General features: G+C 40.3%; 19 protein-coding genes and 3 tRNA genes. 15 read left to right on the plus strand and 7 right to left on the minus strand.

The window, feature by feature from the left end:
• The first annotated feature begins 50 nt into the window (after window positions 1–50).
• From FTU09_RS10290 to FTU09_RS10310, 5 genes are all read left to right on the plus strand, one after another.
• The gene (locus FTU09_RS10290) at window positions 51–701 is read left to right on the plus strand and encodes a hypothetical protein (protein ID WP_180080213.1); all 651 of its coding nucleotides are present in this window, start codon (window positions 51–53) and stop codon (window positions 699–701) included.
• A 63-nt stretch (window positions 702–764) separates the two neighbouring features.
• Window positions 765–1,739, plus strand: a complete 975-nt coding sequence (locus tag FTU09_RS10295) for a D-glycerate dehydrogenase (protein WP_104851813.1) — start codon at window positions 765–767, stop codon at window positions 1,737–1,739.
• Window positions 1,740–1,844: 105 nt separating this feature from the next.
• A complete protein-coding gene (locus FTU09_RS10300; protein WP_180080216.1) occupies window positions 1,845–3,281 on the plus strand; it encodes a M48 family metalloprotease in 1,437 nt (478 codons plus the stop codon).
• Between the two features lie 48 nt (window positions 3,282–3,329).
• Entirely contained in the window at window positions 3,330–3,704 is a 375-nt protein-coding gene (locus FTU09_RS10305) for a GFA family protein (protein WP_096902524.1), read from the plus strand.
• Window positions 3,705–3,764: 60 nt separating this feature from the next.
• Window positions 3,765–4,127 carry a hypothetical protein gene (locus FTU09_RS10310; RefSeq protein ID WP_004971462.1) on the plus strand — a complete coding sequence of 121 codons (363 nt, stop codon included), beginning with the start codon at window positions 3,765–3,767 and terminating at the stop codon, window positions 4,125–4,127.
• Window positions 4,128–4,280: 153 nt separating this feature from the next.
• On the opposite strand, the gene FTU09_RS10315 is transcribed toward FTU09_RS10310, so the two are convergent.
• Window positions 4,281–4,727, minus strand: coding sequence for a GatB/YqeY domain-containing protein (locus FTU09_RS10315; RefSeq protein ID WP_096902523.1), 447 nt, complete (start codon window positions 4,725–4,727; stop codon window positions 4,281–4,283).
• 31 nt (window positions 4,728–4,758) lie between these two features.
• Entirely contained in the window at window positions 4,759–4,974 is a 216-nt protein-coding gene (gene rpsU, locus FTU09_RS10320) for a 30S ribosomal protein S21 (RefSeq protein WP_001136722.1), read from the minus strand.
• A 146-nt stretch (window positions 4,975–5,120) separates the two neighbouring features.
• On the opposite strand from rpsU, the gene tsaD reads away from it, so the two are divergent.
• A complete protein-coding gene (tsaD, locus tag FTU09_RS10325) occupies window positions 5,121–6,137 on the plus strand; it encodes a tRNA (adenosine(37)-N6)-threonylcarbamoyltransferase complex transferase subunit TsaD (protein WP_004971458.1) in 1,017 nt (338 codons plus the stop codon).
• Between the two features lie 95 nt (window positions 6,138–6,232).
• Here the strand turns inward: tsaD and FTU09_RS10330 are convergent, their stop codons facing one another.
• Window positions 6,233–6,490 carry an EexN family lipoprotein gene (locus FTU09_RS10330; protein WP_004971457.1) on the minus strand — a complete coding sequence of 86 codons (258 nt, stop codon included), beginning with the start codon at window positions 6,488–6,490 and terminating at the stop codon, window positions 6,233–6,235.
• 354 nt (window positions 6,491–6,844) lie between these two features.
• On the opposite strand from FTU09_RS10330, the gene FTU09_RS10335 reads away from it, so the two are divergent.
• Window positions 6,845–7,156, plus strand: a complete 312-nt coding sequence (locus FTU09_RS10335; protein WP_004971456.1) for a hypothetical protein — start codon at window positions 6,845–6,847, stop codon at window positions 7,154–7,156.
• Between the two features lie 76 nt (window positions 7,157–7,232).
• On the opposite strand, the gene FTU09_RS10340 is transcribed toward FTU09_RS10335, so the two are convergent.
• Window positions 7,233–8,105 carry an ATP-binding protein gene (locus tag FTU09_RS10340; RefSeq protein ID WP_179988429.1) on the minus strand — a complete coding sequence of 291 codons (873 nt, stop codon included), beginning with the start codon at window positions 8,103–8,105 and terminating at the stop codon, window positions 7,233–7,235.
• A gap of 185 nt (window positions 8,106–8,290) precedes the next feature.
• Here FTU09_RS10340 and FTU09_RS10345 point away from each other — a divergent pair, with 185 nt between their 5' ends.
• The 5 genes from FTU09_RS10345 (at window position 8,291) to FTU09_RS10365 (ending at window position 11,091) form a co-directional block, all read left to right on the plus strand.
• Window positions 8,291–9,820: a DUF3336 domain-containing protein gene (locus FTU09_RS10345; protein ID WP_131261332.1), complete on the plus strand. Its 1,530-nt coding sequence runs from the start codon at window positions 8,291–8,293 to the stop codon at window positions 9,818–9,820.
• Window positions 9,810–10,661, plus strand: coding sequence for a protein kinase (locus FTU09_RS10350; RefSeq protein ID WP_004971453.1), 852 nt, complete (start codon window positions 9,810–9,812; stop codon window positions 10,659–10,661). The genes FTU09_RS10345 and FTU09_RS10350 overlap by 11 nt, the downstream gene beginning before the upstream one ends.
• A gap of 117 nt (window positions 10,662–10,778) precedes the next feature.
• Window positions 10,779–10,863: transfer RNA gene (locus FTU09_RS10355), tRNA-Leu, on the plus strand.
• 33 nt (window positions 10,864–10,896) lie between these two features.
• Window positions 10,897–10,970, plus strand: a tRNA-Trp gene (locus FTU09_RS10360).
• Between the two features lie 36 nt (window positions 10,971–11,006).
• Window positions 11,007–11,091: transfer RNA gene (locus FTU09_RS10365), tRNA-Leu, on the plus strand.
• Window positions 11,092–11,336: 245 nt separating this feature from the next.
• On the opposite strand, the gene FTU09_RS10370 is transcribed toward FTU09_RS10365, so the two are convergent.
• Entirely contained in the window at window positions 11,337–11,540 is a 204-nt protein-coding gene (locus FTU09_RS10370) for a hypothetical protein (protein WP_004971452.1), read from the minus strand.
• 418 nt (window positions 11,541–11,958) lie between these two features.
• On the opposite strand from FTU09_RS10370, the gene FTU09_RS10375 reads away from it, so the two are divergent.
• On the plus strand, window positions 11,959–12,231 hold the full coding sequence (locus FTU09_RS10375) for a hypothetical protein (RefSeq protein WP_180080219.1): 273 nt from the start codon (window positions 11,959–11,961) through the stop codon (window positions 12,229–12,231).
• Between the two features lie 41 nt (window positions 12,232–12,272).
• Here FTU09_RS10375 and gloB read toward each other — a convergent pair whose 3' ends face one another.
• Together gloB and FTU09_RS10385 are read right to left on the minus strand one after the other, a co-directional pair.
• Window positions 12,273–13,004 (minus strand): hydroxyacylglutathione hydrolase, encoded by a 732-nt coding sequence (gloB, locus tag FTU09_RS10380; protein WP_131261331.1) that lies wholly within the window; start codon window positions 13,002–13,004, stop codon window positions 12,273–12,275.
• A 209-nt stretch (window positions 13,005–13,213) separates the two neighbouring features.
• Complete coding sequence (locus FTU09_RS10385; RefSeq protein WP_004971448.1) at window positions 13,214–14,449, minus strand: pyridoxal phosphate-dependent aminotransferase; 1,236 nt, start codon at window positions 14,447–14,449, stop codon at window positions 13,214–13,216.
• Window positions 14,450–14,602: 153 nt separating this feature from the next.
• Between FTU09_RS10385 and msrB the strand changes: the two genes are divergently transcribed.
• Both msrB and FTU09_RS10395 read left to right on the plus strand, forming a co-directional pair.
• Window positions 14,603–15,022: a peptide-methionine (R)-S-oxide reductase MsrB gene (msrB, locus tag FTU09_RS10390; protein WP_096902313.1), complete on the plus strand. Its 420-nt coding sequence runs from the start codon at window positions 14,603–14,605 to the stop codon at window positions 15,020–15,022.
• The gene (locus FTU09_RS10395) at window positions 15,019–15,498 is read left to right on the plus strand and encodes a glutathione peroxidase (RefSeq protein ID WP_096902294.1); all 480 of its coding nucleotides are present in this window, start codon (window positions 15,019–15,021) and stop codon (window positions 15,496–15,498) included. Before msrB ends, FTU09_RS10395 begins: the two co-directional genes overlap by 4 nt.
• The last annotated feature ends 19 nt before the right edge of the window (window positions 15,499–15,517 follow it).

A 15,517-nucleotide genomic window follows, 5' to 3' on the forward strand; every position in this document is an offset into this window, starting at 1 on the left:
TGTTCTGTGATAAATACGTGCAGCGAAAAATTAGATGGGTGATGATAAACATGATGGGGCATCAGCGTGACATTTTAGCCAGTTTGGGAATCGATATTTGGGTTTCCAGAATGGCTGTGTCTCAAACTTTGCCACAATCATCGGTTTGGCGCGACCAAGCTGCACCTGAAATACACAGCGAAATTATTGTTCCTGCTACAGTACCTCAACAATTAAAACAACAACAGCCGATTATTCACGAAAAGCCTAAGCAAGAACCATCTCCGCAACATACGACAGTTGAAGCGGCCGCGCCAGAAGTTGTTCCTGAAGCGCGTGTCATGCTGCAAATTGAAGCATTTAGTATTGAAGCTTTGCAGTTGCCACATTGTGTCATTTTGGTAGAAAGCACTACCTTGAGTCAGGAACAGCAACAATTGTGGCGTAATATTCAACATGCGCTACAGGCCGAATATCACGTATTGCAATGGCCTTTTGCTTTAGAAGTATTACAAGACGGCATCGGGGTAGAAAATTATGTGCAAGGTTTTGTTGATGTCTTGAGCACAGATAAAAACATGCTGATTTTAGGTCAATTACCACATTTTAAATCTGAACAATGTTTGCATTTAGCCAGCTTGCAAGAGATGTTAGATCAACCGCTGTTGAAAAAAAGTCTGTGGGATGCGATACAAATCACATCGTTACAGCCTAAAGCCTAAGTCAATTCAGATATTTAAAACTCTACATATACAAGCAATTGTAGACACGAAACAGGGATAATCATGCGTAAAAAAGTGGTAGTGTTTAGTCAAATTGATGCAGAAATTTTAAGTAAGCTAGAGCAAGATTATCAGGTGGTGCAGGTCAGCCCGAAGTTGGGTGACGTGAATCAACAGTTGCTTGAGCATGTGCAAGATGCGGATGGCATGATTGGTGCAGGGCGCTTGCTTAATCAAAGTAACTTACATACTGCGACTAAACTCAAAGTGATTTCGAGTGTAAGTGTCGGTTACGACAACTATGATGTAGATTATTTAACCCAACAAAAGATTAGTCTTTGCCATACACCGCATGTCTTGACTGAAACCACAGCAGATTTAGCCTTTACTTTATTGATGAGTGCAGCACGACAAGTGCCATATTTAGATCGGTGGACTAAACAAGGGCAATGGAAACGTACCGTGGGTGCAGCGCAGTTTGGACAGGATATTTATGGTAAAACCATTGGTATTGTAGGTTTGGGGCATATTGGTGCGGCTATCGCACGGCGTGCATTTCATGGTTTTAATATGAATGTGGTGTACCACAATCGTCGTGAAAAAATGGAAGTGGCGAAGGCATTTAATGCAGAATATTTAAGTCTGGATGAATTGCTGCAACAGTCTGATTTTGTGGTACTGGCAGTCGATTTAAATGCAGACTCTAAAGCCTTAATTGGTCAGCGTGAACTTGATTTAATGCCGTCTCATGCAATTTTGGTCAATATTTCGCGTGGTTCGGTCATTGATGAGCAGGCACTTATTCAGACCTTACAAGCAGGCAAAATTTTTGCCGCAGCTTTGGATGTCTATGACAAAGAACCACTGCAAGAATCACCATTATTTGAGTTAGATAATGTCGTGACTTTGCCGCACATTGGTTCAGCAACTGCAGCAACTCGTCGACAAATGGCAAACTTAGCCTATAAAAATTTAGTTGATGCGCTGGAAGGACGTCGCCCGCAATATGTTGTTAATCCTGCTTGTTATACGTCTTAAAGTTAAAGATGATTTGGTAAAAATTGATAACACATCATTGCAAATGCGTTCATTTTTCAATGTTATAGTGAATCATTATGCAAAATATGTATTTGAGATCATCCATTGAAACATCTATTACTGATCTGCGGTTTGAGTTTTGCCAGTATTGCGACAACCCAAAGTGCCAATCTAACCACCACACCACAATTTAATGTGCCTGAAATAGGCAGTGGTGTGGGATTAATTGATCAGCAAAAAGAACGCAGTATTGGTGAAAAAGTCTATCGGGAAGTGCAGCGTAAAATGCCTGTCACGCAAAACCCGTGGCTGGAAGATCAATTAATCAATACGTTTTCGCATCTACTCAGCCAAACTCAATTGGGGCAACCCATTGGGCTACTCATTATCAATGATCCACAAATTAATGCTTTTGCTGTGCCGGGTGGTTTATTTGCGTTAAACACAGGTCTTATTAATTCTGCCCGTAATATGGATGAAGTTGCGGGCGTGATGGCGCATGAAATTGCTCATGTGTCGCAACGTCATTACAGCCGATCCCAAGAGGCATTTAAAGGACAGGGTTTGTTGGCACTGGCTGGGGTTGTGGTTGGGGCATTGGTTGCCTCACATGCCGATGGTGATGCAGGCGCAGCGGTGATGATGGGTTCTCAAGCCGCTTTAATGGATCAGCAATTGACTTATAGCCGTAATCAGGAGCGTGAAGCAGACCGCATTGGCATGCAATATATGTATAGCGCGGGCTACAATCCACAAAGTATGGCAGATTTTTTTGAGGTGATGCACCGTACTACGAGTCGAGTGAGCTTCTTACCTGACTTTTGGTTTACCCATCCCTTAACCACAGAGCGGATGAGTGAGGCGCGTTTACGTGCCAATCAATTGCCACCAGTGCCAACCTCGCTGCGTGATGAAGACTTTGAGATTTTAAAGTTATATAGTTTGGTGGTTTCGCAGCAGGCGACAGAACAGCAGCTTAAAGCATTTGCAACCCGTAACCATTTTGCGGCGAATTTGGCTTTGGCTTATTTTTATAGCCAGCAAGGCGATTTTGTTTTGGCGCAACAAAGTATAGATCAGGCCAAAAGTCACAATCGTTTACATAATTTATTGACACTTATTCAAACTGACATTTATTTAGGGCAAAATAAAATTGATTTAGCGCTCAAAACAATTGGTTCACCTGCGCGAATTATGCCTGAAAATCGTGCGCTGAATTATAAATGGGCCGAGGTTTTGATTCGTCAAAATCAAACTACGCAAGCAGAAAGTATTTTGAAGGATTTCTTGCAAAAAAATCCACGTGATTTATCGGCATGGAATTTAATGCAGCAAGCGGCAAATGTAGACCGAAGCTCTGCATTACGCACGGTAAATGTGTTACGGTATCGTGCAGAAGTACAGTATTGGTCAGGTTGGGAAGAAGAGGCAATTAAATCATTACTGCACGCGCAGCGTTTAGCCAAAGACAATCAGGCGATGTCGGCAAATATAAAAAACCGTGTGACTGAAATGCAAAGAGAACGACAGTTAAAAATATAAGTCGGGCGTACATACGGTGGCATAACAATAAAGAAAGGGAGTTTAAGAATGATTGAGGGACAATGTTTATGTGGTGCGGTGTATTACCGTTACCATGCCGAAATTGAAAAAACAATATTATGTTTTTGCCAGCATTGCCGTCGTGCGCAAGGCGGTATTATGGGATGGAATAGTCCAGTGGCACGCGAACATTTTGAAGTGGTGCGTGGCTTAAAATATCTAAAAGAATATTTTCATAGTCCCAATAAAGCACGGGTATTTTGTCAGGAGTGTGGCAGCCCGATTTATTCTTATCGGCTAGATTTACCCGATATTATTCGCTTACGCTTAGGGACAGTGACTCAAGGCAAAGTTCCCGAACCATGTGAGCAAGCATTTGCGCAATACAAACCCAACTTTTTGGCAATTGAGTCGTGTGAATAGTTATTCACCGAATATACAATGCTAAAATAGAACTTGAGTTGAAACGACCCTGACTTGAAAATGAAAAAATATATTTATTTATGCCTTACTTTGGGGATGACCTTGCAAAATGTCTATGCTGCGAGTGCAGAGCAGTATGTGTTGGCTGTTGAAGAAATTAATGCGCAATATAAACAAGATACCCGACAGTTTTTACGAGGCTTAAACCCACAACAGCAGGGTTTTAATCCGCAGCAACAGCAGCAGTTTTGCGGCATTGTTAGTCGTTATGTTGATCGTTTATATCAGGCAGCAGATGAAAACCGTGCCTATTTGGATCGTCGTTATCAGAATATTAATAAACAGGACGTGATTCAGCAGGTCAGCACATCTAAAGAAATGCAATTACTGAAAAAATATCAAGTGAACTGCGATTTAAAGTAAAAAGTTAAAGCAGAAGTGTCTAAGGGTGAATAGATAATCTATCTCATCCTAGGTTTAGCATTTTACTTAATAGCATTAGATAGAAAGATTAAAGCGGGCTTAATCTGACATTTAAATCAGTGTTCGGAGAAGCACAAATTTGGGGTGAGCTAATTAGCTTAATTTGGCTTTAATTTTGGCAGATACTTGAGCAGGATCGGCGCGCCCGGCTATGAGCGGACGCAGAGAGTTCATCACCTTACCCATATCTTTCATGCTAGTAGCTTGTTGCGCTTCAATGGTTTGCGCAATCATGGAATCAAGTTCTTCCTCAGTCATAGCTTCTGGTAGAAACTGAGATAACACCTCAATTTCGGCTTGTTCCTTACTAGCTAAATCTTCTCGGCCAGCGCCTTCAAAGGCTTTAACCGATTCTTTACGTTGTTTAATTTGCTTTTCAATGACCGCAAGAACCTGAGCATCGTCAAGCTCTTTGCGCTCATCGACTTCGATTTGCTTAATTGCCGCCTGTAGACTACGAATTACCGTTAACTTATCCATTTCTTTGGCGCGCATTGTCGCTTTCAAAACGTCAGTAATTTGGTTTTTTAAAGTCGTCATCATTTAATCCAGACAGGCAATCACAAATTAATTAGTAAAGGCGAGTAGTACGTACTGATTCACGCGCCAATTTCTTTTGGTAGCGTTTAACAGCAGCAGCTTTTTTGCGCTTACGTTCTTGAGTTGGTTTTTCGTAGAATTCACGCTTACGTACGTCAGCTAAAACACCTGCTTTTTCGCAAGAACGTTTGAAACGACGGATAGCTACGTCTACTGGTTCGCCTTCTTTCAATTTAACTTGTGGCATGAAGAATCCTCATTAAGTTATGGATAAGATCTGGGCGAAATTGCCCACGATCACAAGTGAAGGTCAGTATTTTACTCATTTACATCTCATATCACAAGTCTATAATAGGTTTCGCAATAGAATTGATACAGGTTATAGGCAATTTAATGATCGTTTTAGGCTTAGAAACATCTTGTGATGAAACAGGACTTGCACTGTATGACAGCGAGTTAGGTTTGCGCGGGCAAGTACTGTATAGCCAAATTAAATTGCATGCAGAGTATGGTGGTGTGGTACCCGAACTGGCTTCACGTGACCATGTGCGCAAACTTATTCCTTTAATCAATCAATTGCTTGAGCAGAGCCAAGTCAAAAAATCTGAAATTGATGCAGTGGCTTATACCCGTGGGCCGGGGCTAATGGGCGCACTCATGACAGGCGCATTATTTGGACGAACTTTAGCTTTTGCCTTAAATAAACCTGCAATTGGGGTGCATCACATGGAAGGGCACATGCTTGCACCATTATTGTCTGCGACACCGCCAGAATTTCCGTTTGTCGCTTTATTGGTTTCGGGTGGACATACACAGCTCATGGCAGCTTATGGCATTGGCCAATATGAATTGTTAGGCGAGTCGATTGATGATGCTGCAGGCGAGGCTTTTGACAAAGTTGCCAAAATGATGGGTTTACCGTATCCGGGTGGGCCAAATATCGCCAAACTAGCTGAACAAGGCGATGCCAAAGCTTTTGAATTTCCACGTCCAATGTTGCACCAAGGCTTAGAATTTTCATTTAGCGGTTTAAAAACTGCGGTTTCAGTACAAATGAAAAAGTTAGGTGATGAAAACCGTGATGCCGATATTGCGGCAAGTTTCCAAGAAGCGATTGTTGATACTTTGGTGAAAAAATCGGTAAAAGCTTTAAAACAAACAGGTTTAAAACGCTTGGTGATCGCGGGTGGGGTGAGTGCAAATACTCGGTTACGTGAGCGTTTAGAAGCAGATTTAGCTAAAATTCGTGCAACGGTTTATTATGCAGAACCTGCATTGTGCACCGACAATGGTGCAATGATTGCTTTTGCGGGCTATCAGCGTTTAAAAGCAGGGCAGCAAGATGGTTTATCGGTTACGACTACACCACGTTGGCCGATGACGGAGCTTACCAATCCAACTGCGGGTTAAGTTGTTCGTAGCATAAAATCAATCAGAGGCAATAATCTGCCTCTGACTTTATATGCTAAATTTTTACATTAATATTAGAAACGAATACTTAAGACTTAGCGAACTGCGTCCATTAAACCTTTGGTAAGATCTTTCATCATGCCTTGCATCACAGCATTCCCTGCATTTGTACAGTTTTCTAATTTTTTACCTTCTAGTGATTTACCTTGATTGGCCATTTCTTCGCACTTCTGCAAAACTTTTTTAGCTTCATCTAAGTTCTCGGCATAATACTCTTGCGTTTTCACTTGTGTACATGCTGTAAGCGTTGTAATTAAACTTACTGTAATTAACAAATTTTTAAATTTAAACATTATTTTTTAACCGTTGTTTGTTTTAAAGAGATTGCATCTTAAGCGAATAATGGGTTCATAAAATAATACAATGGACTAAAGTTGATCTTATTAAGTAAAATTAAATAATTGCAATATAAATATTTTTAATTTTTTTGAAGTTTTATAGTCATATTCTATCCCAAACTTTATTTCACGTATTGGTTTCAAATAGAACTGCTTTATTTTTTTTGTGCACTCATCCTACAATTTATAGAAATCTATAAAGTAGCTGACAGCAGTATTTAAATCTGTGAATCCTGTCCAATTGTTGTGTTTGCAACTTTAAACTATGATTTTTGGTAGATATTTAATATAAAACCAATTGAGATAAACATGCGATTTAAAAATACATTTTGCATTATTTGTGTGATGGGGATGATGGTATTGACCGCTTGCGAGGGCGCTGAGTCAATACAGCAAAATATAAATAGTACAGAAAATCAGCCGAGTTCAGTGACAGCCCAACAGGTCGAAGTACCGACTCGTTTGACTACTGCAGCAACTCATCCTTCGGCTATCACACCTGAAGCGACAGCACCGCAAGAAGTATATGTAGGAGAGCCGACTGTGGCAGAAATGCAGGCGCATGGCGAAGAATTTTATAAAGACACATTGGCACGGATTGCTGCAGAACAAGGTCAGTAGTCGCTCAGTCATTTAGCGCGTTTAAATAGAGTGGGTTGCTGACTATCTTCTATATGCAAACAACCCATTAAAATATTTAAAGTGCTTTAAGTTGCTGCGAGCCAATCCAGTGTTTAGAAAATTGATAGGCAGCACGCCCTGAACGCTGTCCACGTGCCTGACACCATCTTAATGCTTCTGCACGTACTTCGGCAGTCATTGGCATTTCGGCTTTGTGTAAATAATGCTCCACAATTTCTAAATATAGATTTTGATCCATTGGATAAAACGACAGCCATAGACCAAAGCGATCAGACAGTGAAATTTTCTCTTCAATTGCTTCTTGAGGATGCAACTCAGTATATTGCGGTACATCTACACGAGTGACAGGTGTATTTTCATGCATAAATTCAGGTAATAGATGACGTCTGTTACTGGTTGCATAAATAATAAAATTACTGGAACCTGATTGTAATGAACCGTCTAAAACACTTTTTAAACTACGATAATTTTCATCTTCTGCGTTAAAAGCTAAATCATCACAGTAGACAATAAATTTTTCAGGACGATGCTGAATGATTTTTTGAATTTCTGGCAATTCAGACAAATCATCGCGTTCAATTTCAATTAAACGTAATCCTTGATTGGCATACTCGGTCAATAGGGCACGTACAATAGATGATTTTCCCGTACCGCGTGAGCCTGTAAGTAACACATCATTGGCAGGTAAGCCATTTAAAAACTGCAAGGTGTTTTGAATGACTTTTTCTTTTTGCTTTTCGATGCCTTTTAAATCATCTAAATCAATTTTTTTGGGTTGTTGAATCGCTATCAATTGTCGATCTTGCCATTTGAATGCGATGGCGGAAAAGTCGGTTTCTTGTTTTAAAGCAGGTAAACTTTGCTGTAGTTGTTGGAGTACATGAGAAAGTGATAATAAGATGTTGTCGGGTAAATCTAGGTTTGCCATGATAATTCAGCTTAAAAAATGCAGATCAGATTGCTACACTTTAAGACTAGCGCAATTGACCTAGATTTGACAATCAAAGTGTGAATCGAGTCATTGACGCGTATTACAATTTTTTAGATATTGTTGTGTATAGTAGGCATAGGCAAGCGTAGTGCTGCGAATAAACCAACGGATTGAGGAATGCTATGTTATTTAAAGATTTCACCGAAGATGTTAATCCGCATCAAGCCTATCGCATAAAAAAACTCAAGCGCCAAATTCAAAATGCCGAATCGTATGAAGAATGGAAAAGTATTGCCATTCGTATAGATGAAGAAACTGGTGCGCAAGAATGGAAATATGACAACAGTTCGCCATATTTTGATGCGGAAATTATCTCGCATCGTTTAAATTTATTACGCCGTTATCGCACCACCGAACGCAGTCACGATTTAATTTATATTTTGCGTGAAGGTTTAACTTTTGACATCGCCAATATTGCCCATCCGATGTTGTTTACTGCAACCTATGTGGGTACTAAAAAAATTATTGAAGATTATGTGGATGAAGTCAGTAAAAGTTTGGCTTTTGTCGCTTCAGATGAATGTCAGGCTTTAACCAAAGTAGAAAAAATAGAGTTTTTTCAGCAATGCCAAACTGCATACGGACAACCTGCCTTGATGTTCTCTGGTGGGGCAACGCTAGGTTTGTTTCATACAGGTGTTTGTAAGGCCTTACTTGAACAGGATTTAATGCCTAAAGTGCTGTCGGGTTCGAGCGCGGGTGCAATAATGACTGCAATGCTAGGCATCGCAAAACCTGAAGAAGTACAGCATATTTTGGGTGGTGAGTCATTTTTCCACGAAGCATTTCAGTTTAGACAAATGCGCGAAATTCTTAAAGGCAATGGTGGAATTGCCGATGTGCATTATTTAAAAAAATTCCTGATCAAAAACTTGGGCGATACCACGTTTGAAGAAGCTTTTCAAAAATCAGGTTTGCATATTAATGTGGCGGTTGCGCCTTATGATGCATCGCAAGACTCACGCATTATGAACAGCTTCACTGCGCCAGATTTGTTGGTTTGGAGTGCGGTGTTGGCCTCGTGTGCTGTGCCAATTTTATTTCCACCAGTACGTTTAACCAACAAGCGTTATGATGGCGAACACACTCCATATATGGGTAAAACCCGTTGGGTGGATGGCAGTGTGCGTAGTGATTTCCCGCAGGAAAAAATGGCGCGTTTGTATAATATTAATTACACCATCGCCAGTCAGGTCAATCCGCATGTAGTGCCTTTTATGCAGGATGATATTAAGCGCTATCGTAAAGATATGCTGAGTTGGCCAGAACGGATTATTCGTCGTCAGGGCAAAGTCATTAGTCGTGGGGTAATGGATTTTGTGCGTGAGCGAGCAGGAGCTGTACCGCCTGTGCGTCGTTTGCTAGATCATGGCTATGGTATTGTCGATCAACGCTATTATGGTGATGTGAATATTGTAGGAAGCTATAACCTGCGTCATTACAGCTATATGTTGCAAAACCCGAAACCACATTTATTTAAAATTTTACAGCGTGAAGGCGAGCGTGCGACTTGGCCGAAAATTTCATCAATTGAAACACATGCACGTGTCGGTAAAACTTTGCAACATTGCTTAGAGTTATTAAATGTACCACAAATAGAGGTATCCACCGAAGTCGCAGCAGAAATGCGCACTGGCGCAAGTGTTGTTTAATGTTTTAAATTTGGATGTTCAACAGTTAGATACTGCGCAGTTCGAGCTGCGCAGTAAAGCGCAAAGTTTGCAATATGGTCGGCATATCTATCGTTTTGAACATCAAGGGCAGTTTTATTGGCTGAAAGCCCAACAACAAGGTGTTCATGCGACAGTAGAGCAGGGTTTTGCACAAGAATGGAACTTTTATAAACAGTACGCGCAATCATCATATTTATCTTTTTTATTGCCATGTGAATTGATGGATGCTGCACCCATTCATATTCAGTCGCAGGGTAATTCACATGACATTTCATCGCATTATTCACAGGTCTATTCACGTGCTTTAATTTTACCTGAAGCGCAAGCTGTTTTTGTGATGGGTAATTTACCTGAATATACAGAAGCGATTAAACACATATTTTTGCGTGTCTTTGAAGCAGTGGAAGCATTACATCAATTAGGTTGGATTCATGCTGACTTAAAAGCTGAACATATTGTGCAGTTGGATGGGCAAATCAAACTGTTAGATTTTGAGCAAGTACAGCAAATTGCAGATATTCAATGTCAGGGGATGACTGCAACGCCACGTTATATGGCACCAGAATTATTTCACGGACAGCTCAAAACTGCACAAAGTGATATTTATGCTTTAGGCATTATTTTTTATGAATGGTTAACGCAACAACGCTTGCAGGCAAATAGTTACCACGATTGGGCGTATTTACATTGTCAAAGATTGCATATCCAACTTTCTACGCATCTACAAGCATTTTTACCACTGCTGAATCACATGTTGGCAAAGTCCTATTCGCAGCGTGCAACGAGTATTGCAGAGTTGAAATTATGGCTTAGTGGCTGAATATGCTTAAGAAAAAATCAAAAAATAGTTTTTTGTTTTTTATTTAAACAGTCATTGTGCTTTTTTATAAAAAAGGCTTGTCATCAGGAAGTGATCTCTATAATATACACAGCCATCGGGGACGTGGCGAAATTGGTAGACGCACTGGATTTAGGTTCCAGCGCCGCGAGGTGTGAGAGTTCGAGTCTCTCCGTCCCCACCACTTAAATATCAAGTCAGCTTGATTTTAAGTTACAGAGGATTGGTGTAATGGTAGCATGACGGTCTCCAAAACCGTTCGTCAAGGTTCGAATCCTTGATCCTCTGCCAAATTAAAATCCAACAACTCAGTTGGTACCCGATGTTGGGGACGTGGCGAAATTGGTAGACGCACTGGATTTAGGTTCCAGCGCCGCGAGGTGTGAGAGTTCGAGTCTCTCCGTCCCCACCATACATTAAAGAGCAAGGCAATGACCTTGCTTTTTTATTGCCTGTTATTTTAGCTTTAAATCATTGCATCTCTTTGACAAGGCTTAGATGTATTTTAAGATTTAAAGTTCAGTATAAAAAAAAAGCCCATAAACAGGTTATGGGCAAGATCATCTTTAAGTGTTGATGAAATACGATTTGAATTTTTATTTTTGCATCCTATCAAGTTCAACCGTTATCGCATACTTATCTATATTGTATAAGTACTTATGCTTTTAAATGGTCTTCAAATTCCTCGCCTAATTTCATTGCTAAAGCATTACCAGAAAGCTCGCAAGTGACCAAACCATATTCTTTTTGAAAGCTAAATGTGAAACCGTGACCATCCGCCAAATTTTTGACTGAATAACCTAATTTTTCTAACCAAATACGAAACGCAATTAAATTTTTTGCTTTAACAACTTTTTTCACGAGAGAACTCCTATCCATTTATTTAATTATTAATAGGGATATTTCTTGAATTTTTAAAGGGCAGAAATGTATTTCTTTGACATTTTTTTCACTGATTTTTAGAAATCTAAAGTCCTTTTAAGCAATTAGAATATTTTAAAAGAATTATTTATTTGTAAGTTATTGATATTTATTATTTTAACTGAGGTGGCGTAATTAATTTTAAGGTCTTAGATATATTGCCAAAAGATGACTTAGAAATATTTTGTTAATGATTTTTAGTTTTAGGCTGTATTTATTTTCAGCATGAACATATGGGGATTATCCATTTTTCATGCAAAGCTTTAATTTAGCGCAATGCATATCAGTGTGGAGCATGTCGGCACCAAATGGACATTAGCTTATACTATGGTTGAGTTTGAAGATTTGGAAAATAAACATGACTGCACAAACAATCCAACAGCAGGCTGAGTACATAGTGAAGCAGATGCAAAATCAAGGGCTAGAGCCTTTTGCTGTGATGCTTGGGCATGAAGATTGGTTACTGTTTTCCTCGCAATCCAAAGTGGCTTATACGCCTTTTGGCAGCGCACGCCGTTATCAGCCTGCATTGTCCAATTTACTTTTGGTGCGGGTCGATGAAATGAATGCTGTGTGTGTGGTGACGCAAACTCAATTAGATGAGTTTGCTGCCAGTAATCAGATTTTATAATCCGAGAGAAATATCAGATGCTTTATGATCAAAGCATCAATTTAAAAGTTGTCTTTGAGTTCACGTAATTTCTGAAATTCTTCGACACTTTCGGCTCTTAAAAATGGATTGGTTTCCAGTTCTAGTTCGATGCTGCTTGGCAAAGTGGGTTGATTAAGCATGCGTAAACTTTCAATTTGTTGATAACGCTCTTGAATGGCAACATTGTCGGGTTCTACATGCAGTGCAAATTGTGCATTCGCCAATGTATATTCATGGGTGCAATATACTCGGGTACGCGGAGGCAGCGCTGCCAAGCGGTTTAAAGATTGATACATTTGCAAATATGTACCTTCAAAAACACGCCCACAGCCCATCGCAAATAAAGTGTCGCCACAGAACAATACATCCAACGCATCTATAAAATACACAATATGCCCCAAGGTATGTCCCGGAACGGCAATAACATCGACCTGTAAATCATGAAAATTGATATGGTCTTGGTTTTGTAAAGGATGCGTGATAAACGGAATTTTGCTCAATTCTTCACGTGGCCCATAAACAGGTAAATTACGTTCTGCAATGAGTTCAGGCACACCGCCAATATGATCTTGATGCCAATGCGTCAACCAAATTTGCGCGATCTCTAAACCATGATTTTGGCAAAAATCTTCAACAGGTTTGGCATCGGTAGGGTCAACCACCACCACTTGTTTGCTGGCACAATGTTCAAGCAACCAAATATAGTTTTGTGATGGTTTTTGCGCATCAATAAGATGGACTTGGTAGTGCATGCTCAATTCCTGAAACTTAATCGCTTGTGGCTATTACAGCATGCTTTTGCGGGCGTGTAAAAGTGTATCCCCAAGTGTCTGAGTATCGCTTTGCTATGTGACCACTTGATGATGAACAAGAGATGTAAAGATAAAATAGAAATAAAAATCAAATCCATAAAAAATGCCGTGATCAACACGGCATTTTAAAACAGAGATTCGGTTTGATCTTAGCGGATTTTTGCCAAGAAACGACCTAAACGTGTCATTGCTTCACGTAATTCATTTTCTGCAGGCAAGAACACGACACGGAAATGATCAGGCGTTGGCCAGTTAAAACCTGTACCTTGAACCAATAAAACTTTTTCTGCTTTGAGTAAATCGAGCATTAACTTTTCGTCATCTTCAATTGGATAGACGTTTGGATCAAGTTTCGGGAAGCAATACATTGCACCCTCAGGTTTGACACAAGACACGCCAGGAATGTCGTTCAGCATTTCCCATGCAATGTTACGTTGTTCGTATAAACGACCACCCGGACGAATCAAGTCATTGATAGACTGATAACCACCCAATGCTGTTTGAATCGCGTACTGCGCCTGATGGTTGGCACACAAGCGCATAGACGCCAACATGTCTAAACCTTCAATGTAGTCTGCAGCGCGTGATTTATCGCCTGTAATCGCCATCCAGCCTGAACGGAAGCCTGCAATGCGATACGATTTAGACAAGCCATTGAATGAAATACAAAGCTGATCACCCGCTAAAGCTGCAACCGCAACATGCTCAATGCCGTCATAAATAATTTTGTCGTAAATCTCATCGGCAAATAAAATTAAGTCATATTTTTTTGCCAATGCTACAATTTGTTCCAACACATGACGTGGATAAACCGCACCCGTTGGGTTATTCGGGTTAATAATGACAATACCGCGCGTATTTGGCGTGATTTTGCTTTCCATATCGGCAATGTCTGGATACCAAAAGTTTTCTTCATCACATTTGTAGTGAATAGCAGTACCGCCCGATAAATTCACTGCCGCAGTCCAAAGCGGGTAGTCAGGCATTGGTACCAGCATTTCATCGCCATCGTCTAACAAGCCTTGCATCGCCATAACAATCAGTTCAGACACGCCGTTGCCAATATACACATCATTGACATGCATATCGAAAATGCCTTTTTGCTGATAGTACTGACAAATCGCTTTACGCGCAGGGAAAATCCCTTTGGAGTCGGTATAACCAATCGCATTAGGCAAGTTCAATGCGACATCATTAATAATTTCCTGTGGCGCTTCAAAACCGAATGGGGCAGGGTTGCCAATATTCAGTTTAATAATTTTATGACCGGCCTCTTCCATTTCATTGGCCGCTCGTAACACAGGTCCGCGAATGTCGTAGCATACATGCTCAAGTTTTGATGATTTTTTTATTTCGCGCGGAGTCGTGTTACCTAGTACGGACATAGTTCCATCCAATGATTAGAAGATAAATAAATTATAGATTACTGAAATATCACAATCTATGCTGAAATTTAGCTAGATATTTTGCAAGGTCTAGCGTAAAAATGGAAGTACTGAAGCATGACACTGAATGTCAAAGATTTAAAGGAGTTAGTGATGGGAAAACTCAATAAAACAGACCGAGAATGGCAAAGAGAGTTATCACCAGAGGAATTTCGGATTACACGTCAAAAAGGCACGGAGCCTGCTTTTACGGGGAGATATTGGAATACTAAACAAGAGGGGATTTATACCTGTCGTTGTTGCGGTACAGCGCTATTCTCATCTGAAACAAAATATGACAGCGGTAGCGGTTGGCCAAGTTTCTATCGTCCAATCCAGCCTGGGGTGATTGAAGAACATCAGGATGGTTCGCATGGCATGCAGCGTACTGAGATTGTTTGTCATCATTGTGACGCACATTTAGGGCATGTTTTTGATGATGGTCCACAGCCAACAGGATTGCGCTATTGTGTCAATTCGGCTTCTTTAGAACTCAAAACACAAGAAAAAAATGATGAGGGAAATTATCCATGACCAACATTTATCAGTTTGAAGCTGAGTTGTTAGATGGACAAAATAAAGCCTTTAGCGATTATGAAGGGAAGGTTTTGTTGATTGTAAATACAGCCAGCAAGTGTGGTTTTACGCCTCAATTTGCGGGTTTGGAAAAGTTATACCAACAATATAAAGACCAAGGTCTTGAAGTTTTGGGCTTTCCGTGCAATCAGTTTGGTGGGCAAGATCCAGGTTCCAATGAGCAAATTGGGAGCTTCTGCCAAAAAAACTATGGTGTCAGTTTTCCAATGTTTAGCAAAATTGATGTGAAAGGGCCTGAAGCACATGCGATTTTCCGTTACCTGACCAATAACAGTAAAGGTATTTTGGGCAACGGAATTAAATGGAATTTCACCAAGTTTTTAATTGGCAAAGATGGCAAGGTGTTGAACCGTTTTGCTCCGACCACAAAACCTGAAGATTTGCAGGCGGAAATTGAAAAGGCTTTACGATAAAGGCTTGCGCTTGTGCAAG

The sequence above is a fragment of the Acinetobacter sp. YH12058 genome (genome assembly GCF_013419805.1).
GTDB lineage: Bacteria > Pseudomonadota > Gammaproteobacteria > Pseudomonadales > Moraxellaceae > Acinetobacter > Acinetobacter towneri.